Source organism: Streptomyces sp. NPDC002851 (assembly GCF_053591935.1).
The window spans coordinates 199637-219676 of sequence record NZ_JBSFUT010000009.1 but is presented as its reverse complement, the minus strand read 5'-3'; the positions used below and the strand labels follow the sequence as shown (position 1 = coordinate 219676).

The following is a 20040-nucleotide window of genomic DNA, read 5'->3' as shown; positions in this document are numbered from 1 at the left end:
CGGCTGCGGGAAGGGTGCGTGAACTCCCGGGGGTTCACGCACCCTTTCGCCTGTACCGGCCTGTACCGGTTAGTAATATCCCCGCTCGTGACTACGAGACATCAGGGAACTCCCAGCCGCCGCACGGTGGTCAAGGCCGCCGCCGTCACCGCCACGGCCACCGCGCCCCTCGCCGCCGCGACCCCGCTCGCGCACGCCGCCGCCACCACCACCGGCACCGAACCGGCCTTCCTGCACGGCGTGGCCTCCGGCGACCCACTGCCCGACGGCGTCCTGCTGTGGACCCGGGTCACGCCCACCCCCGAGGCCACCCCCGGCTCGGGCCAGGGTCCCGACACCCGGGTGGGCTGGGAGATCGCGGAGGACCGCGCGTTCACCCGTACCGTCGCCCGCGGCACCACCACCGCGCGCGCCACCACCGACCACACCGTCAAGGCGGACGTCCGCGGCCTGCGCCCGGCGACCGACTACTGGTTCCGCTTCACCGCCGGAAGCACCACCTCCGCCGTGGGCCGCACCCGCACCACCCCCGCGCACGACGCCACCGCCCCGGGCGTCCGCTTCGGCGTGGTCTCCTGCGCCAACTGGGAGGCGGGCTGGTTCTCCGCGTACCGCCATCTCGCCGACCGGCCCGACCTGGACGCGGTGCTCCACCTCGGCGACTACATATACGAGTACGAGACCGGCGGCTACCCGGCCGAGGGTGACGGGGTACGGCGGCACAAGCCGGAGCACGAGATCGTCACGCTCGCCGACTACCGCCTCCGGCACGCCACATACAAGACGGACCCCGACCTCCAGGCCCTGCACGGCCGCCACCCCGTGATCGCCATCTGGGACGACCACGAGATGGCCAACGACGCCTGGTCAGGCGGTGCCGAGAACCACACGCCCGGAACCGAGGGCGACTGGGCCGACCGCCAGGCCGCCGCCAAGCAGGCGTACTTCGAGTGGATGCCGGTCCGCCCGGCCACCGAGGGCACCGTCTACCGGCGCATCCGCTACGGCAGCCTCGCCGATCTGCACCTGCTCGACCTGCGCTCGTTCCGCTCACAGCAGTCGACCATCGGCAACGGCGACGTGGACGACCCGGACCGCACCATCACCGGCCGCGCCCAGCTCGACTGGCTCAAGCAGGGCCTCGCGGCCTCGCGGGCGCGGTGGAAGCTGGTCGGCACCTCGGTGATGATCTCGCCGGTGGCGTTCGGCTCCGTACCGGCCCATCTGCTTGCGCCCCTGGTCGAGTTGCTCGGTCTGCCGCGGGAGGGCCTGGCGGTCAATGTCGACCAGTGGGACGGCTACACCGACGACCGCAAGGAACTGCTCGCCCATCTGACGGACCACGGCATCACGGACACCGTGTTCCTGACCGGCGACATCCATATGGCCTGGGCGAACGACGTACCGGTGAAGGCGGCGACGTATCCCCGGTCCCCGTCCGCGGCAACGGAGTTCGTGGTCACCTCGGTCACGTCCGACAACATCGACGACCTCCTGCACGTCGAGCCGCACACCGTCTCTCCGGTCGCGGCCGAAGCCATCAAGGCCGCCAACCGCCATGTGCGGTGGATCGACATGGACTCGCACGGGTACGGCGTCCTCGACGTCACCGCGGACCGTACGCAGATGGACTACTACGTCCTGTCCGACCGCAAGGACCCGGCCGCGACCGCGAGTTGGGCCCGCTCGTACCGCACCCTTTCCGGCACGCAGCGGGTCGAGCGGGCGGATCAGCCCGTGCGCTGACCTGCGGGCTGACCTGCGGTCAGAGCGACGCGAGGAACCCGAGCGCCACCCGCCAGGTCTCCTCGGCCGCCTCCGCGTCGTGATCCGGCAGGTCCGGGTCGGTGTAGAGGTGCCCTGCGCCCGCGTACCGGAACACCTCGACGTCGGCGCCGGCCCGCCGCATCCGCAGGTACCAGGCGTTCAGCCAGTCGTGCGGCTCGAACGGGTCGGGGTCGGCGACGTGCAGCTGCACCGGCAGCTCGTCCACGGCGGCGTCGTCCGCGATGTCCGAGGTGCCGTGCAGCAGGAGCAGCCCCTTGGCCTTCTCGTCCGCGAGGGCGAGATTCTGGGCGAGGGAGCCGCCGAGCGAGAACCCCGCGTACACGAGCCCGCGCTCGGAGTGCGGCGCGGCGGCGGCGACGGCCCGGCGGAGCAGCTCGTCCGAGCCGATCTCCTCCTTGATCTTCATGCCCTCCTCGACGGTCTCGGTGGTCCGCCCGTCGTAGAGGTCGGGAACGTGCACCTCGTGCCCGGCGGCCCGGAGCCGGTCCGCGGCGGCGTGCACGGCGGGTCGCAGTCCGTGGGCCGAGTGGAAAAGCATGATGTCCATGGGGCCATCGTGCCAGGTCCGGGGCTCGGGGAGACGGGCGCCAGGAGCACCGGATACGGTCGGGCGCATGGAGAGCGTCCTGCGCCCGCTGATCGTCGCTGGTGGCTCGGTCGTCCTCACGCTGGTCGTCGGCTGGCTGGTGGACCGACTGCTCCGGCGCGCCGACGCGCGGCACCGTGAGACCCCGCTGTGGGGGCTGCTCCGCCGTGCCCTGCTCCCGCTCCAAGTGGCCCTGTTCGCGGCCCTGTTGCTCGCCTCGTACGACCGAGCCGCGACCGACGACGGGGTCCTGGAGGAGCACGCCGACGGGGTCACCCACACGCTGACCCTGATCCTGATCGCCTCGGCCGCCTGGCTGGTGGTACGGATCGCGACGGCCGTCGTCGAGTCGTCGTACGCGCGGTACGCGGCCGCCCACGACCGCGATCCGGCCCGGGTCCGCCGGGTGCGGACGCAGGTGACGCTGATCCAGCGCGTGGTGACCGCGATCGTGGGCGTGGTGGCGGTGGCCGCGATGCTGCTCACGTTCCCGGCGATGCGCACGGCGGGGGCCTCGCTGCTCGCCTCGGCCGGGCTGCTCAGCATCGTGGCCGGGATCGCGGCGCAGTCCACGCTCGGCAACCTCTTCGCCGGGCTCCAGATCGCCTTCGGCGACATGGTGCGGCTCGGGGACACCGTGGTGGTGGACGGCGAGTGGGGCACGATCGACGAGATCACGCTCACGTTCCTGACGGTCCGCACCTGGGACGAGCGCCGGATCACGATGCCGGTCTCGTACTTCACGTCGAAGCCCTTCGAGAACTGGTCCCGCGGCGGCGCCCAGATGACCGGCACGGTCTTCCTGCATCTCGATCACCGGGCGCCGTTGCCCGAGATGCGCGAGAAGCTGCACGAGATCCTCCGGTCCTGCCCGGCCTGGGACGGCCGCGACTGGGGCCTCGCGGTCACGGACTCGACCCCGTCGACGATGCAGGTCCGCGCCATGGCCACGGCCAAGGACGCGGACGACATCTGGACGGTCCGCGTCACGGTCCGCGAACAACTCCTCGGCTGGCTCACGGAACACCACCCGTACGCCCTGCCCCGCATCACCACGGCCCCGGCGGCCGGTACCCCGGAGGACCTGCATACGGACCACTCGTCCGAGGAGCCGACGACGCCACGTACGGGCCGCGGCTGAACATCCCTACACGCCTACACGAGGATTGTTGAACCATCCTCACCGCAGACTGCGCACGTCCAGCTGCCGCAGCACCCGATCCACGATCTCCGGATCCGCCCCCGGCTCACTGCGCGCCGCGAGCACCTCGTGGCGGGCCGCCGACATCATCTCGCCCTGGATCCGCCGGGTCCGCTTCAGCCAGGCCATACGCTTCGCGAGCGCCGCCCGCCCCCGCTCGTCCTCCGCCACATCCGGACTGATCCGTACCGCGATGTCATGCGCCCGGCGGGCCAGCTGCTCCGCGAACTCGTCCGGCAGTTCCTCCACCGTCTGGATCTCCTGCAGACGTGCCTTCGCCGCCTTGGCGGCCCGTACCGCCAACTGCCGTTCGAACGCCCCCTCGGCCTCCGCGTCCGCCTCCACGCCGAGCCGCCGCACCAGCCAGGGCAGCGTCAGGCCCTGCACCACAAGCGTCGCCATGATCACGCCGAAGGCGATGAAGATGATCTCGTCCCGGTCGGGGAAGGCCGACCCGTCGGCCGTACGCAGCGGAATGGCGAGCGCGAGCGCCACCGAGGCCACCCCGCGCATCCCGGACCACCACATGACGACGGTCTCGCGGCGGCTGACCGGAATCTCCTCGTCGTAATCCCGTTTGCTGTGCAGCCGCTGGGCGAGCCAGGCCGCGGGCAGCAGCCACACCAGGCGTACGAGCACCACCACCCCGGCGATCGCCGCCGCCCAGCCGAGCAGCTCGCCCCACCGGCCCGACGCGGTCCTGACCGCGTTGTGCAGTTCGAGCCCGATGAGCCCGAACGCGATACCGGTCACCAGCGTGTCCACGACCTCCCAGAACGTACGCCCGGCGAGCCGCCCCATCACGTCATCGGCGTCGACCGCGTACTCCGCGAGGAAAAGCGCCGTGGTCAGTACGGCGAGTACCCCGGAGCCCAGCAACTCCTCGGCGAGGACATACGACACGAACGGCACCAGGAGCGTGAGGCCGACCTGGAGCGTCGGGTCGCCGAGGAAGCCCATCAGCTTGTTGGCCGCCCAGCCGATGCCGAGCCCGACCGCGACCGCGACCACGGCCGAGAGTACGAGTTCGAGCGCGGCCTGCGGCAGCGAGAAGGTGCCGCTGACGACCGCCCCGATCGCCACGTGGTACAGCACGATCGCGGTCACGTCGTTGAAGAGCCCCTCGCCCTCCAGGATCGACACGAGCCGCCGCGGTAGGCCGAGTTGACCGGCGACGGCGGTCGCGGCCACCGGGTCGGGCGGCGCGATGAGCGCCCCGAGCACCACGGCCGCGGCGAGCGGAAGCCCCGGCACGATCGCGTTGGCCACGGCCGCCACGACCGCGGTCGTCACACAGACCAGGGCCACGGCGAGCAGCAGGATCGGCCGCAGGTTGGCGGTGAACTGCCGCCAGGAGGTGCGCTGCACGGAGGCGTAGAGCAGTGGCGGAAGGACGAGCGGCAGGATGTACTCGGGCGGGATGTCGACATTCGGTACGAACGGCAGCAGCGCGAGCACGATCCCGCCGAGCGTCATGAGCACCGGCGCCGGAAGGCCGAGCCGCTCCCCCACGGGAACGCTGAGCACGGCCCCGAGCAGCAGGGCGAAGAGCAGGGCCAACTGTTCCACGGGCGGCCTCCGGCGACGGGGCGTCAGAGCGGCCGACGCGCGGACGACCGGGCGCCGGTCGCAGCGGTGAGATCGACGCCCCAAGCCTGCCACGCGCCCCGGAAAATCCGCCTAAATCCCCTTACAGGCCACTGATCGGACCGCTCATCGGGCCGCCATCGGGCCGCCCACAGGGCCACTCAGAGCGCGACCTCCTCGTAACTCCGCCCCACCTTGGCCGCGTTGAGATAGGCCGTGGCCTCACCCTTCACACCGTCGGAGCGGTGGACGCCCCACTTGTCGATGACCCGGTCGGCGCGCAGGGTGGCCCCCAGCGGGTCCCACATCGACCGCCAGCCGATGTAGATGGTGTCGCCCTCTGGCAGACCAGGAACCGGCGAGCACGAGCACGCCGACAGCGGAGGCGGAGGCGGCAGCAAATCCAGCCCGTCCGGCGTTTGAGGACGAGCGCGTTCAGCGCGATCTACTGAGCCCCGTACGACGGTACGTATCCTCGCCACCCCGGCAGGGCTTACGCGCTCTCCGCCCGCACCCGGTCGAGCGCCCGCTGCAGGTCCTCCGGGTAGTCGCACGCGAACTCGACCCAGCGCCCGTCGCCCGGGTGCTCGAAGCCGAGCCGGACCGCTTGCAGCCACTGCCGGGTGACCCCGAGCCGCTTCGCGAGCGTCGGGTCGGCGCCGTAGGTGAGGTCGCCCACGCACGGGTGCCGGTGGGCCGCCATGTGCACCCGGATCTGGTGGGTGCGCCCGGTCTCCAGCTTGATGTCGAGCAGGGACGCCGCCCGGAACGCCTCGACCAGGTCGTAGTGCGTGACCGACGGCTTGCCGTCCGCGGTGACCGCCCACTTGTAGTCGTGCTGCGGGTGCCGCCCGATCGGCGCGTCAATGGTGCCGCTCAGCGGGTCCGGGTGGCCCTGCACCAGGGCGTGGTACCGCTTGTCGACCGTACGCTCCTTGAACTGCCGCTTCAGCGACGTGTACGCGTACTCGGACTTGGCCACCACCATCAGGCCGGACGTGCCGACGTCGAGCCGGTGCACGATGCCCTGCCGCTCGGCCGCGCCGGACGTGGAGATGCGGTAGCCGGCCGCCGCGAGCCCACCGATCACGGTCGTCCCGGTCCAGCCGGGGCTCGGGTGGGCGGCCACACCCACGGGCTTGACGATCACGACGATGTCATCGTCGTCGTGCACGATCTCCATGCCCTCGACCGGCTCGGCCACCACCTGCACCGGCGGCGCCGCCTGCGGCATCTCCACTTCCAGCCAGGCACCGCCGCGCACCCGCTCGGACTTGCCGACCGCGGTGCCGTCGACGAGCACCTTCCCGGCCGCGGCCAGCTCGGCGGCCTTCGTGCGGGAAAAGCCGAACATGCGCGAGATGGCGGCGTCGACGCGCTCGCCCTCAAGGCCGTCGGGGACGGGCAGGGTACGGATCTCCGGAATCGTGCTCACTCAACGAGTATGCCGGACCGGCCGACCCGTCTCGTACGCCAGTCCCTTCCGGGAGGCCGTGACGGGCCCTGGCAGGACTGGCAGGAGCGGCATCAGGTCAGTCCTTGTGCACGGTCCCGTCCGGGTCGAGGCCCCGGAAGGACAGGAGCACGATCAGGATGCCGCCGCACACGATCGCCGAGTCCGCGAGGTTGAAGACCGCGAAGCCCTTCGGCGCGATGAAGTCGACCACCGCGCCCTCGAAGACGCCGGGCGCCCGGAAGATCCGGTCGGTCAGATTGCCGAGCGCGCCGCCGAGCAGCAGCCCGAGCGCGATCGCCCACGGCAGGCTGTACAGCTTGCGGGCGAGCCGGACGATCACCACGATCACGGCCGCCGCGATCACAGTGAAGATCACCGTGAACGCCTCGCCGATGCCGAAGGCCGCGCCCGCGTTCCGGATCGCCTCGAACCGGAGCAGGTCCCCGATGACATTGATCGGCTCGTGGTGCTCCAGCTTGGCGACCACGATCATCTTGCTGATCAGGTCAAGGGCGTACGCGAAGGCCGCGACCGCGAAGAGGATCCCAATCTTCCGCCGCCCACGGGGCGGCGCCTCGGCGGCCTGCTCCCCGGCCTGGTCCTGGTCCTGGTCCTGGTCCTGGTCCCCGTCCTGCCCGGGGCCCGGGTCCTGGTCGTCCGGACGCTCCTGCTCGGACCGCTGCTCCTGGGCAGGCTCCCCGGCCTGCTCCCGCGACTCGGCGGCCCGGGCGTCGTCGTCACTCCGCCCCGGCTCCGCGCCCGCCGATTCAGGGGTGTCCGGCGTACCGATGATGCGCTCCGCCTCTGCCACGTAAGTCCCTCAACCTAGATGCCTGACTGGGGACGAGGGTACGGCACACACGTACGGTGGCCGCTCCTCAGTGGCTCCGGTCAGCCCTCGTTCCTGTTCTGACTCAACGCCGTTCCTGCTCCTGCTCAGCGTTGCTCCTGCTGCCGCTCGGCGTCGTTCCCGCTGCCGCTCAGCGTCGTTCCTGCTTCTGCTTGCACTCGACGCAGAGCGTGGCCCGCGGGAAGGCCTGCATACGGGCCTTGCCGATGGGCTTGCCGCAGTTCTCGCAGAGCCCGTACGTCCCGGAGTCGATCCGCTCGATCGCCCGCTCGGTCTGCTCCAGCATCTCGCGGGCGTTGGCCGCCAGGGCCATCTCGTGCTCCCGCGTGATGTTCTTGGTGCCCGTATCGGCCTGGTCGTCGCCCGCGCCGTCCCCGGAGTCCCGCATCAGGAGCTGAAGGGCCTCGGCGGCCGCGTCGATCTCGGCGCGCAGCCGCTCCGCCTCGGCGAGCAGCTCGGCCCGGGCCTCGGCCACCTCCTCCGGGGTCCAGGGCTCCTCACCGGGACGGACCGCGAGCTCACCGGGCTCCGCCGCGGCCGCACGGGCCTTCGGCACCTCGGCGGCTTCCTCCTCCGCTGCCGCTGCCGCTGCCGCCGCAGTCTTCTTCGCAACCACCGACCTGGCTCCCGTCTTCTCCGCGGCCTCGGCCGCCTTCTCCGCCCCGGCCTCGCCGACGGCCTTCTTCTTCGCCTTCGCGCCCTTCTTCGCGGCCGCATGCGGCGCCTCGGGCTCGACGGCTTCGGCCGCCGCCTCGGGCTCCACGGCCTCGCCCTCGGGAGCGGCCGCTTTCTTGGCTGCGGCCTTCTTCGCTGCCTTCTCCTCCGCCGGAGCCTTCTTGGCCGCGGCCTTCTTCGCCGGAGCCTTCTTGGCCGCCGCCTTCTTGGCGGGGGCTTTCTTCGCGGCCGCCTTCTCGGCTGCCGCCTTCTTCGCTTCCTTCTCCTTCGCCGGAGCCTTCTTCGCGGCCTTCTCCTCGGCCGCGCCCTCGGCCTCCGCCTTCTTCTCCGGCGTCGCCTCGGCCTCTGCCGCCTTCGCTGCCGCCGCCTTCTTCGCCGGGCTCTTCGCCGCCGTCTTCTTGGCTGCCGTCTTCTTGGCCGGAGCCGCCTTCTTCTCGGCCGTCTTCTTGGCCGGGGCCTTCTTCGCCGGACCCGTCTCGGCCGTCCCCTCGCCCGGCGCCGATGTCTCCGCGTCCCCCTTCCCGTGGGCCGTCTTCTTGGCCGAGGCCGCCTTCTCGGATGTGTCCTGGGCCTTCTTCGACATGGACTTCTTCGGTGCCGCGTGCTCTCCGGGGTTCCCCGCCGACCGCTTCGCGGAGGCCGCGGTGCTCTTCTTGCCGTGTACGTCCTTGGCCGCCGAACCGGTGGAGCTGACGGATGCCGACTTTGGTACGGCGGTCTTCTTCGCCACCATGGCCGCGGCCCCTTCACATTTTGTGATCTTGCTCGCGAATCGTGCTGGGACGATAAATCGACTCCAGGCCCGCGGCAACGGGGCACGCCGCCCGATTCGCCCGCCCCACGGCTGCCGCGCGGCGGGCATGCATCCGTTGTGCCCAGCTCTCCGCCGGGTAATCCGCAGAGCCCCGCGAGCCCGGGGTCGGACACCGGCCGTATGCCCATTCGGGTCACTCCGCGCGGTCCGCCCGCCACACCCCCGCCGCACCCCCGCCGCACCCCTGCCACACCGTCCGGCACCGTGCGGCCCCCCGAAATCCGGTCGGCCCCGCCCGCCCGGGCCCCGTACACTGGGCGCAGCGAAAAGGCGTGGATGGGGACGAGTAGCGTCCGTAAGCGGCCAGGAGCGACCCGGGGACGGTGTGAGCCCGGGGGCAGGCGCGAGCGTGAAGATCACCCCGGAGCCGCCGGAAGAACGCCACGGCACCCGGCACCGACCGGGCCCCCGGCCAGTAGACCCGGCATCGCGGCCTCAATGAGGGGGCTCACCGGTCCGCACCCCGGCACCGGAGGGCCAAGGAGGGTGGTACCGCGGGACCGCGCCGCACCGGGCGCAACGGCTCTCGTCCCTCCGACGGGAACAGCAGTGTCCGCCGGAGGAAGCTCCTTGAATACGCAGCCGCAGTACCGCCAGGTACCCGCCCAGGTCGACCTACCCGCGCTCGAGCACGCCGTGCTGGACTTCTGGCGCGAGCAGAAGATCTTCGCCAAGACCCTGGAGCAGTCCGAGGGACGCCCGGAGTGGGTGTTCTACGAGGGCCCGCCGACCGCCAACGGCATGCCGGGCGCCCACCACATCGAGGCCCGCGTCTTCAAGGACGTCTTCCCGCGGTTCCGCACCATGCGCGGCTACCACGTGGCCCGCAAGGCCGGCTGGGACTGCCACGGCCTGCCCGTCGAGCTCGCCGTCGAGAAGGAGCTCGGGTTCAACGGCAAGAAGGACATCGAGGCGTACGGCATCGCCGAGTTCAACGCCAAGTGCCGCGAGTCCGTGACCCGGCACACCGACGCCTTCACCGACCTGACGAACCGCATGGGCTACTGGGTCGACCTGGACGACGCGTACCGCACCATGAACCCGGAGTACGTCGACTCGGTCTGGTGGTCCCTGAAGGAGATCTTCAACAAGGGCCTCCTGGTCCAGGACCACCGCGTCGCCCCCTGGTGCCCGCGCTGCGGCACCGGCCTGTCCGACCACGAGCTGGCGCAGGGCTACGAGACGGTCGTCGACCCCTCGGTCTACGTCCGCCTCCCGCTCACCGGCGGCCCCCTCGCGGGCCGTGCCTCGCTGCTCATCTGGACCACCACCCCCTGGACCCTGGTCTCCAACACCGCCGTCGCCGCGCACCCCGAGGTGACGTACGTCGTCGCCACGAACGGCGCCGAGAACCTGGTCGTAGCCGAGCCCCTGCTCGAGAAGGCCCTCGGCGAGGGCTGGGAGGCCACGGGCGAGACCTTCACCGGCGCCGAAATGGAGCGCTGGACCTATGAACGACCCTTCGCCCTCGTGCAGTTCCCCGCTCCGGCCCACTTTGTGGTGAACGCCGACTACGTCACCACGGACGACGGCACCGGCCTCGTCCACCAGGCCCCGGCCTTCGGTGAGGACGACCTCAAGGTCTGCCGCGCGTACGGCATGCCGGTGGTGAACCCGGTCCGTCCGGACGGCACCTTCGAGCAGGAACTCGACCTGATCGGCGGGCAGTTCTTCAAGAAGGCCGACGAGGCCCTCACGAAGGACCTGGACCAGCGCGGCCGCCTGTTCCGGCACGTGGCGTACGAGCACAGCTACCCGCACTGCTGGCGCTGCCACACGGCGCTGCTGTACTACGCGCAGCCGTCCTGGTACATCCGTACGACCGCCATCAAGGACCGGCTCCTCGCCGAGAACGAGAAGACCAACTGGTTCCCGGACTCGGTCAAGCACGGCCGCTTCGGCGACTGGCTGAACAACAACATCGACTGGGCGCTGTCCCGCAACCGCTACTGGGGCACCCCGCTGCCCATCTGGCGCTGCGAGGAGGGCCACCTCAGCTGCGTCGGCTCCCGCGCCGAGCTCACCGAGCTGACCGGCACCGACCAGTCGGGCCTCGACCCGCACCGCCCGTTCATCGACGAGATCACCTTCACCTGCACGCACGCCGACTGCCAGCTGGAGGCGTACCGCGTCCCGGAGGTCATCGACGCCTGGTACGACTCGGGCTCGATGCCGTTCGCGCAGTGGGGCTACCCGTACAAGAACAAGGAACTCTTCGAGTCCCGCTACCCGGCGCAGTTCATCAGCGAGGCCATCGACCAGACCCGCGGCTGGTTCTACACGCTGATGGCGGTCGGCACGCTGGTCTTCGACAAGTCCTCGTACGAGAACGTGGTCTGTCTCGGCCACATCCTCGCCGAGGACGGCCGCAAGATGTCCAAGCACCTGGGGAACACCCTGGAGCCGATCCCGCTCATGGATCAGCACGGCGCCGACGCCGTCCGCTGGTTCATGGCCGCCGGTGGCTCGCCCTGGGCGGCCCGCCGCGTGGGCCACGGCACCATCCAGGAGGTCGTCCGCAAGACCCTCCTCACGTACTGGAACACGGTCGCCTTCCAGGCCCTGTACGCCCGTACGTCCCAGTGGGCCCCCTCGGCCGCGGACCCGGCCCCGGCCGACCGCCCGCTCCTGGACCGTTGGCTCCTTGGCGAGCTGAACGCCCTGGTCGACGGCTGCACCGACGCCCTGGAGTCGTACGACACCCAGCGCGCCGGCAAGCTCCTGTCCGTCTTCGTCGACAACCTCTCCAATTGGTACGTACGTCGCTCGCGCCGCCGCTTCTGGCAGGGCGACAAGGCCGCGCTGCGCACCCTGCACGAGGTGGTCGAGACGGTCACCCGCCTGATGGCCCCGCTGACCCCGTTCATCACCGAGCGGGTCTGGCAGGACCTGGTGGTGCCGGTCACGCCGGGCGCCCCGGAGTCGGTGCACCTGTCGTCCTGGCCGCAGGCCGACAAGTCCCTTGTGGACGAGGAGCTTTCGCGGCAGATGGCACTGGTGCGCCGCCTGGTCGAGCTGGGCCGGGCGAGCCGTGCCGAGTCCGGTGTGAAGACCCGCCAGCCGCTCTCCCGCGCGCTGGTCGCGGCGACGGGCTTCGAGACGCTGGGGGAGGAACTGCGCGCCCAGATCGCCGAGGAGCTCAACGTCACATCCCTCGCCTCGCTTTCGGACGTGGGCGGCTCCCTGGTCGACACCACGGCCAAGGCCAACTTCCGCGCCCTGGGCAAGCGGTTCGGCAAGGGCGTCCAGGCGGTCGCCAAGGCCATCGCGGGCGCCGACGCCGCCGCGCTGTCCCTGGCGCTGCGCGAGGGCACGGCGACGGTGGAGGTCGAGGGCGAGACGGTCACGCTCGCCCCGGACGAGGTGTTCATCACCGAGACCCCGCGCGAGGGCTGGTCGGTGGCCTCGGACGCCGGTGCCACGGTCGCCCTCGACCTGGAGCTCACCGACGAGCTGCGCCGCGCGGGCCTCGCCCGCGACGCCATCCGCCTGATCCAGGAGGCCCGCAAGAACAGCGGCCTGGACGTCGCGGACCGGATCGCGGTGCGCTGGTCGGCCACCGCCCCGGAGACCACGGAGGCGCTGACCGAGCACGCGGCCCTCATCGCCGAGGAGGTCCTCGCGGTGGACTTCGAGCAGGGGGACATCGACGAAGCAGCCGCGTCGTACGGCGAGCCCTTCACCGACGAGGGCCTGTCCCTCACCTTCCGCCTCCGCAAGACCGAGGCGTAACCGCACGACCCCGCCCCGGCGGCAACCCGAAGGCCGGGGGTCACCCGATCCAGCGGATCGCGTGGCCCCCGGCCTTTCGGCGTTGTGTACCGGGGCACACCTGACCGTGACGCTCGCACACATGCACAAAGGGCTGGGCCCCAGGGAACGTTTCCCCTGGGGCCCAGCCCTTGAAAGCCGCCGACGGCTACGCGCTCACGCGCGCTGCGGCGTCAGTTGTCGTCCTCGTCGATGAGGAACCCGCGCATCGGAGACGGCGCCTGCTGCACCGGCTGCTGGCCCTGCGGCCGCACCGGAGCCATCGGCTGCGTCATCGCAGGCGACATCTGCTGCTGGCCGCCGTACGAGCCGCCCCCGTTGCCGTTCCCCGCACCGGCCATGGACTGGTTGCCGCCCATGGTGTGGTTGCCGCCCATCGACGGCGCACCGGCCCCGGCCGGAGCCATCGAAGGCGCCGGAAGGGAGGCGGTCGCCGGGGTGCGCGGCGGCGCGAGCGAGTCGTCGGACTGGGTCTCCAGCTGACGCAGCTGCGACTCCAGGTAGGACTTCAGGCGCGTGCGGTACTCGCGCTCGAAGCCCCGCAGGTCCTCGACCTTGCGCTCGAGCGTGGCGCGGGCGGACTCCAGGGAGCCCATCGCGACGCGGTGCTTCTCCTGCGCGTCCCGCTCCAGGGCGTCGGCCTTGGCGCGGGCGTCCCGCTCCAAGCCCTCGGCACGCGAACGGGCCTCGCCGACGATCTTGTTGGCCTCGGAACGGGCCTCCGCGATCGCCTGGTCAGCGGTCTGCTGCGCCAGCGAGAGCACTCGCGCGGCGCTGTCGCCACCGGGGCCCTGACCGGGCTGCGGCAGCTGAGGGCCGTGACCACCCATGGGGCCGCCCATCGGGCCGCCCTGCATCGGGCCACCCTGCTGCTGCGGACCACCGGGGCCACCACCGGGACCTGCGGGCAGCTGCGGTGCACCGCCGGGCAGCTGGGGCGGACCGCCCATCTGCTGCTGCTGCGGCGGGACCGGCTGCGGACCTGATATTGCGGCGGGCACGGGTGCACCGGGACCGCGCTGCTGCTGGTCCTGCTGCTCGGGGCCCTTGCGCATGCCGCCCTGCTGCTGGTTCTGCGCGGCGGCACGGGTCGCGGCGGCGAGCTTCGCGCGCAGGTCCTCGTTCTCGCGGAGCAGGCGCGTCAGTTCGGCTTCGACCTCGTCGAGGAAGGCATCGACCTCGTCCTCGTCATAGCCTTCTCGGAGGCGGACGGTCGTGAACTGCTTGTTCCGCACGTCCTCGGGGGTCAACGGCATCTCTTCACCTCAACGTAGTCGTCGGCATTCGGCAAGACCGTATCGTCCACGTTCACCTCGCGAGCCTGCCCACGACGGAAATCAGGATGTAGACGATGATCATCAGTACGAAGAAGGACAGATCGAGCGCCACGCCCCCGAGACGCAACGGCGGGATGAACCGCCGCAGAAGCTTCAGCGGTGGATCGGTGACAGTGTAGGTGGCCTCCAGAACGACCACCATCGCCTTGCCGGGTTGCCATGAGCGGGCGAACTGGAAGACGTAGTCCATGACCAACCGGAAGATCAACACGATCAGGAAACACATCAGCGCGATGTAGAGCACCTGCCAGACAACGCTCATGGTCCGCGCTTCCCTCTCCCCTGTTTCGTCTCTCTTACCGGTGTGCGTCTCAGCTCTGGTTGAAGAACCCGCCCTCTGCGATGCGGGCCTTGTCCTCCGCCGTGACATCGACGTTAGCAGGAGACAGAAGGAACACCTTCTGCGTCACCCGCTCAATACTGCCGTGCAGTCCGAAGACGAGGCCGGCCGCGAAGTCGACAAGTCGCTTCGCGTCCGTGTCGTCCATCTCCGTCAGATTCATGATCACCGGAGTGCCTTCACGGAAGTGTTCCCCGATAGTACGGGCCTCGTTGTAGGTCCGGGGGTGCAATGTCGTAATGCGGTAGGGCTCACGCTCGGACACAACTTTGGGCATGATCACCGGTGCGTTCTTCTCTAGGTTCGGGCGTTCAGGTGTGATAGATGCCACGGGGGCGATACGTGCTGGACGTCCGATTTCGGCGGATACGGAGGCGGCAGGGGACAGTGGCTCGCGGGGTGCGGGCGGCTGTACCTTTCGTACCGGTTCCTCCTGTTGCAGCTGGTGTTGATGTGACGGTTCGTGCCGTCGGCGGTCCCGCTCGGGTTCCGGATCCAGCTCGGGCTCGAACTCGTCGTCGGGGTCGAACCCCCGGCCGTCGTAACCGTCGTCCTCCACGAGGCCGAGGTAGACCGCCATCTTGCGCATCGCGCCGGCCATGCTCTGAGTCCTCCGCTCTGTGGTGGATCCGCCGTGCCGCCAAGTGCCCGTGATCCACTCGGCACCCCCGCTGATCTGCGGGAATGACCATATTTTCTGCTGTGGTCCGACTTGCTTCGCGACGTTACCCGAGCCGGGGTCGGACTCCGAGTACCGCACTGCCGACGCGCACATGTGTCGCCCCCGCAGCCACGGCCTGTTCCAGGTCCGCACTCATCCCCGCCGAGACCATGTTCGCAGCCGGATGAGCCGCGCGCATGAGGGTTGAGAATTCCATCAGCCGCTCGAACGCCGCCTGTTGCCGTCCCGCATACGGCCCGGTGAGCGGCGCCACGGTCATCAGACCGTCGAGCCGCAACCCCTGAGCCTCGGCCACGAGACCGGCCAACTCCTCGATTCCGTCGGGCGCCACGCCACCCCGGTCCCCCCGGCCACCCTCCTCGGCATCGAGGGCGACCTGCACGAGACAACCGACCTCGCGCCCCGCACGTACCGCCGCGGCGGAGAGACCGGAGACGAGCTTCGGCCGGTCCACGGACTGCACCACATCGGCATAACCGACCACAGAACGCACCTTGTTGGTCTGCAATTGACCGACAAAGTGCCATACGAGCGGAAGGTCCGAGCACGCCGCGGCCTTGGGCGCCGCGTCCTGGTCCCGGTTCTCGGCGACGTGACGTACACCGAGTTCCGAGAGAATGCGCACATCGCTCGCGGGATAGGTCTTGGTGACCACAATCAGGGTCACTTCCTCCCGCTTACGCCCCGCCGCGGCGCACGCGGCAGCGATGCGCTCTTCCACTTTCGCCAGGTTTGCGGCGATTTCCGCCTTACGGTCCGTCATGTTCTCTCAGTCCAGCCAGACATAGCCCGCGAGCCGGCCGGTGGCCTTGTCGCGGCGGTACGAGAAGTGGTCCCGGGATTCCCGTGTGCAGACCGGCGAGTTGCGCCGGTCCCGCACTCCGAGCCGGTCGAGCTGGGCGTGCACCCCCGCGGTCACATCGACCGCCGGTGTGCCCCAACTCGTCTCGGCGTACGCCGCGGGCTCGATGGCCGCGACCTCGTCCCGCATGGTGTCCGGTACTTCGTAGCAGCGGCCGCAGACCGCGGGGCCGGTGCGGGCGACGATGCGGGCCGGGTCGGCGCCGAGTGCCGTCATCGCCTCGACCGCGGCGGGCACGACACCGGCCACCATGCCGGGGCGGCCCGCGTGCGCGGCGCCGACGACTCCGGCGACCGGGTCGGCGAGCAGCACCGGGGTGCAGTCGGCGGTGAGTACGGCGAGCGGTTGGCCGCGGCGGGCCGTCACCACGGCGTCCATGGGCGGGATTTCGGCGTCCGGGCCCCAGGGGCCGTCGACGACGGCGACGTCCCGACCGTGCACCTGGTTCATCCAGACCACCTGGGCGGGGTCGATGCCCAGGGCCTTGGCGGCGAGTTCACGGTTCGCCCGTACGTTGTCGGGCTCGTCGCCGACCGCGCCGCCGAGGTTGAGCTCCTCGTACGGAACGGCACTCACTCCGCCCCACCGGTCGGTAAAGGCGAAGTGCGCGCCGTTCGCGATGTCGTGCTCGGTTATCACTTGGGGTACGTCACTTCAGAAAATCCGGGACGTCCAGCTCCTCGGCCTGGCTGTCCTGGTACGGACGGGCCGGGGGAACCTGCGGCGGGGCCACGGGCGTTGCGGGGACCTCGCTCACCGGGGCCGGTTCGGGGGCGGGCTCGGCGGCCGGGGTGTCCTCGCGCGGGGTGACGCTGCCGAGGGAGCCGAAGGTGGGCCGGGCCTCGGTGCCCGGGCGGGCCGGAGCGGCCGGTTCCTCACGCTTGGCGGAGCCGGACGAGGAGTTCGAGCCGATCACGTTCTCGCGCTCGCGCTTGTTCGGCGGCTGGCCGCCGTCGAAACCGGCCGCGATCACGGTGACCCGGACCTCGTCGCCGAGGGCGTCGTCGATGACCGCGCCGAAGATGATGTTGGCCTCGGGGTGGGCGGCCTCGCTCACCAGTTGCGCGGCCTCGTTGATCTCGAAGAGACCGAGATCACTGCCGCCGGAGATGGAGAGCAGCACGCCGCGGGCGCCGTCGATGGACGCTTCGAGCAGCGGCGAGGAGATGGCCATCTCGGCCGCGGCCACCGCGCGGTCGTCGCCGCGTGCCGAGCCGATGCCCATGAGCGCCGAACCGGCCTCGGACATAACGGACTTGACGTCGGCGAAGTCGAGGTTGATCAGGCCGGGCGTGGTGATGAGGTCGGTGATGCCCTGGACGCCCGAGAGCAGCACCTGGTCCGCGGACTTGAACGCGTCCAGGACGCTGACCTGACGGTCCGAGATGGACAGCAGGCGGTCGTTGGGGATGACGATGAGGGTGTCGACCTCTTCGCGGAGTTCCGCGATGCCGTCCTCCGCCTGGTTGGCGCGGCGGCGGCCCTCGAAGGTGAACGGGCGCGTGACCACGCCGATGGTGAGGGCGCCGAGGGAGCGTGCGATGTTAGCCACGACGGGCGCGCCGCCGGTGCCGGTGCCGCCACCTTCACCGGCTGTGACGAAGACCATGTCGGCCCCCTTGAGGACCTCCTCGATCTCCTCGCGGTGGTCTTCGGCTGCCTTGCGGCCGACGGCCGGATTGGCTCCGGCGCCGAGTCCGCGGGTGAGTTCACGGCCGACGTCGAGCTTGACGTCGGCGTCGCTCATCAACAGCGCCTGCGCGTCCGTGTTGATGGCGATGAACTCGACGCCCTTCAGACCGACCTCGATCATCCGGTTGATGGCATTGACACCACCGCCGCCGACACCGATGACTTTGATGACTGCGAGGTAGTTCTGCGGTGCTGCCACGTCGAAGGCCTCTCGCCTCGAGTTACGTGTCGCCGCCTCGCCGTGCGTGCGCTGCGACGACTGATGCCGAATGGGACGGTCCGAACGCCGACCCGAACCCTAACGGTCAAGTTTAGGGTTACCAGTGTGTCTGCTGCTGGTCATCGCCTGACCCTTCCGAACAGGACACTAAGTCGACAAGTGGCGCACGTTCAACGAACACGCCGAACCTCCCGTTTTTCTTTTCACCCTATGTGATCAGCCGTTGCGCTGACCAACCAGGGTCCCGGCCAGCGAGTATGTGCGTCAACTCCCGGACGCGGCAGGGGCGGTGGGCGCACTCACGTTGAAGTACCCCGCCTTGGGCGCCGCTTTCATGAGTGCGATGAGCGCGGCGGCCTTCTCGTCACCCTTCCCGGCGCTTCCCCACATGACGGTTCGATTTCCGCTCAACTCCAGGGAGATGGAGTCATATGAACGTACTTCGACCCTGCGGGTGTCACGGGCGATCGCGTCGGGCAGGCCGCCCGCGACCTGTACCGCGGCACGCACCAGGCGGTCGGTGCCGAAGCGGTTCAGGCTCGGCGAGTCGGAAGCGTTCAGTTCGAGAAGCGGAACGCCCTTCGGGGCTCGGTCGACGGTGGCGAACGGTACGCCCTGGGCGTCGACTTCGGTGAATCGGCCGCTCTTCTCGATGAGCAGAACCGGTTTGCGCTCGGTCACCTTGAGACCGATTCCGTCCGGCCAGGATCGAGCCACGTCGACCGTGTCTATACGCCGCAGCTTCTTGCGCAGCCGTGCCTCAATTCCGTCCGTATCCACGGAAATCAGCGGTTCGCCGAGCGGTACGTCGGCCACCTCGCGGACCTCTTCGGGGGTGAGTACGCGCGTGCCGGACGTGGTCACGCGCTCCGCCCGGAGCCACTGCGAGCCGTACAGGACCCAGAGGGTGCCCGCGGCGAGCAGGACCGTGGCGACGATGACCACGACGAGGGTGCGGGGCGGCGGCAAGCGGAGCCGCCGCCCCGGCTCGGGTGGGCGGGGCGAGCGGGCCGGCGCCTGTGACTGCTGACGTTCGCCGCCCTGGACGGCGGTGGGTCCGGCCACGCTCCCCTGCCTTCTCACGCCCTGTGGCGTGCCGCGATCGCCTCGTGGACCATGCCGACGAGAATCTCGTCGGCGTCCCGGCGGCCGAACTCGGCGGCGGCGCGGGACATCTCGAACAGGCGGTGCGGATCGGCGAGCACCGGCAGCACGTTCTGCTGCACCCACTCCGGGGTGAGTTCGGCGTCGTCGACCAGCACACCGCCGCCGGCCTTCACCACCGGCTGGGCGTTCAGCCGCTGTTCGCCGTTGCCGATGGGCAGCGGGACGTACGCGGCCGGGAGTCCGACGGCGGAGAGTTCGGCGACGGTCATCGCGCCCGCGCGGCAGAGCATCATGTCGGCCGCGGCGTACGCGAGGTCCATCCGGTCCACGTACGGTACCGGGATATAGGGCGGCATTCCCGGCATGTTGTCCACATGCGGCAATTCGTTCTTCGGGCCGACCGCGTGCAGCACCTGGATGCCGGAGCGCTGAAGCACCGGAACGACCTGCTGGACGACCTCATTGAGGCGGCGGGCACCCTGCGAGCCGCCGGAGACGAGCAGCGTCGGCAGGTTCGGGTCGAGGCCGAAGGCCGCGCGTGCCTCCGGGCGCATCCGGGCCCGGTCGAGCGTGGCGATGGTGCGGCGCAGCGGGATACCGATGTAGCGGGAGTTACGCAGCTTGCTGTCCGGCGTGGAGACCGCGACCTGGGCGGCGTACCGCGAACCGATCTTGTTGGCGAGACCGGGCCGGGCGTTGGCCTCGTGCACCACGATCGGCACCCCGAGCCGCTTGGCGGCGAGGTAGCCGGGCAGCGCGACATAGCCGCCGAAGCCGACGACCGCGTCCGCCTTGGTGCGCTCGAGGATCTGCTCGGCCGCCTTGATGGTGCCGCGCAGCCGCCCCGGGACCGTGATCAGTTCGGGGGTGGGCTTGCGCGGCAGCGGTACGGCGGGGATCAGCGCGAGTTCGTAGCCACGCTCGGGGACGAGCCGGGTCTCCAGGCCCCGTTCCGTGCCGAGTGCCGTGATCCCCACGGTCGGGTCCTGCCTGCGCAGGGCGTCCGCGAGGGCGAGCGCTGGCTCGATGTGGCCGGCGGTCCCCCCACCGGCGAGTACGACATGCACCGAAA

The 20040-nt window shown here is 70.5% G+C and carries 17 protein-coding genes; 3 read left to right on the top strand and 14 right to left on the bottom strand.

Translation table 11 applies throughout. The features are described 5' to 3' along the window. The first annotated feature begins 87 nt into the window (after window positions 1–87). Entirely contained in the window at window positions 88–1746 is a 1659-nt protein-coding gene (locus tag ACWD10_RS12935) for an alkaline phosphatase D family protein (protein ID WP_451090016.1), read from the top strand. A 19-nt stretch (window positions 1747–1765) separates the two neighbouring features. On the opposite strand, the gene ACWD10_RS12930 is transcribed toward ACWD10_RS12935, so the two are convergent. Further along, the gene (locus ACWD10_RS12930; RefSeq protein ID WP_451090014.1) at window positions 1766–2335 is read right to left on the bottom strand and encodes a dienelactone hydrolase family protein; all 570 of its coding nucleotides are present in this window, start codon (window positions 2333–2335) and stop codon (window positions 1766–1768) included. Window positions 2336–2402: 67 nt separating this feature from the next. Between ACWD10_RS12930 and ACWD10_RS12925 the strand changes: the two genes are divergently transcribed. After that, window positions 2403–3515 (top strand): mechanosensitive ion channel family protein, encoded by a 1113-nt coding sequence (locus ACWD10_RS12925; RefSeq protein ID WP_451090012.1) that lies wholly within the window; start codon window positions 2403–2405, stop codon window positions 3513–3515. A 39-nt stretch (window positions 3516–3554) separates the two neighbouring features. On the opposite strand, the gene ACWD10_RS12920 is transcribed toward ACWD10_RS12925, so the two are convergent. From ACWD10_RS12920 to ACWD10_RS12900, 5 genes are all read right to left on the bottom strand, one after another. After that, window positions 3555–5144, bottom strand: a complete 1590-nt coding sequence (locus ACWD10_RS12920; RefSeq protein WP_451090010.1) for a Na+/H+ antiporter — start codon at window positions 5142–5144, stop codon at window positions 3555–3557. A 179-nt stretch (window positions 5145–5323) separates the two neighbouring features. Next, entirely contained in the window at window positions 5324–5470 is a 147-nt protein-coding gene (locus tag ACWD10_RS12915; RefSeq protein WP_451090008.1) for a hypothetical protein, read from the bottom strand. Between the two features lie 185 nt (window positions 5471–5655). Continuing rightward, window positions 5656–6597, bottom strand: a complete 942-nt coding sequence (locus ACWD10_RS12910; RefSeq protein WP_451090006.1) for an RluA family pseudouridine synthase — start codon at window positions 6595–6597, stop codon at window positions 5656–5658. Window positions 6598–6694: 97 nt separating this feature from the next. Beyond that, the gene (gene lspA, locus ACWD10_RS12905) at window positions 6695–7429 is read right to left on the bottom strand and encodes a signal peptidase II (protein WP_451090004.1); all 735 of its coding nucleotides are present in this window, start codon (window positions 7427–7429) and stop codon (window positions 6695–6697) included. Between the two features lie 169 nt (window positions 7430–7598). Beyond that, window positions 7599–8876: a TraR/DksA family transcriptional regulator gene (locus tag ACWD10_RS12900; RefSeq protein ID WP_451090002.1), complete on the bottom strand. Its 1278-nt coding sequence runs from the start codon at window positions 8874–8876 to the stop codon at window positions 7599–7601. 651 nt (window positions 8877–9527) lie between these two features. On the opposite strand from ACWD10_RS12900, the gene ileS reads away from it, so the two are divergent. Further along, window positions 9528–12689: an isoleucine--tRNA ligase gene (gene ileS / locus ACWD10_RS12895; protein ID WP_451090000.1), complete on the top strand. Its 3162-nt coding sequence runs from the start codon at window positions 9528–9530 to the stop codon at window positions 12687–12689. A gap of 212 nt (window positions 12690–12901) precedes the next feature. On the opposite strand, the gene ACWD10_RS12890 is transcribed toward ileS, so the two are convergent. The 8 genes from ACWD10_RS12890 to murG form a co-directional block, all read right to left on the bottom strand. Further along, window positions 12902–13984, bottom strand: coding sequence for a DivIVA domain-containing protein (locus tag ACWD10_RS12890; protein ID WP_451089998.1), 1083 nt, complete (start codon window positions 13982–13984; stop codon window positions 12902–12904). Window positions 13985–14036: 52 nt separating this feature from the next. Beyond that, complete coding sequence (locus tag ACWD10_RS12885) at window positions 14037–14327, bottom strand: YggT family protein (protein WP_451089996.1); 291 nt, start codon at window positions 14325–14327, stop codon at window positions 14037–14039. Window positions 14328–14376: 49 nt separating this feature from the next. Next, window positions 14377–15006, bottom strand: a complete 630-nt coding sequence (gene sepF, locus ACWD10_RS12880) for a cell division protein SepF (protein ID WP_451089994.1) — start codon at window positions 15004–15006, stop codon at window positions 14377–14379. Window positions 15007–15130: 124 nt separating this feature from the next. Then, window positions 15131–15850, bottom strand: a complete 720-nt coding sequence (locus ACWD10_RS12875; protein WP_451089992.1) for a YggS family pyridoxal phosphate-dependent enzyme — start codon at window positions 15848–15850, stop codon at window positions 15131–15133. Window positions 15851–15856: 6 nt separating this feature from the next. Beyond that, complete coding sequence (gene pgeF, locus ACWD10_RS12870) at window positions 15857–16588, bottom strand: peptidoglycan editing factor PgeF (protein ID WP_451089990.1); 732 nt, start codon at window positions 16586–16588, stop codon at window positions 15857–15859. A gap of 10 nt (window positions 16589–16598) precedes the next feature. Then, window positions 16599–17840, bottom strand: coding sequence for a cell division protein FtsZ (ftsZ, locus tag ACWD10_RS12865; protein ID WP_451089988.1), 1242 nt, complete (start codon window positions 17838–17840; stop codon window positions 16599–16601). Between the two features lie 285 nt (window positions 17841–18125). Further along, window positions 18126–18926 (bottom strand): cell division protein FtsQ/DivIB, encoded by an 801-nt coding sequence (locus ACWD10_RS12860; protein ID WP_451089986.1) that lies wholly within the window; start codon window positions 18924–18926, stop codon window positions 18126–18128. A gap of 14 nt (window positions 18927–18940) precedes the next feature. Continuing rightward, window positions 18941–20035 (bottom strand): undecaprenyldiphospho-muramoylpentapeptide beta-N-acetylglucosaminyltransferase, encoded by a 1095-nt coding sequence (murG, locus tag ACWD10_RS12855; protein ID WP_451089984.1) that lies wholly within the window; start codon window positions 20033–20035, stop codon window positions 18941–18943. Between the last annotated feature and the right edge of the window lie 5 nt (window positions 20036–20040).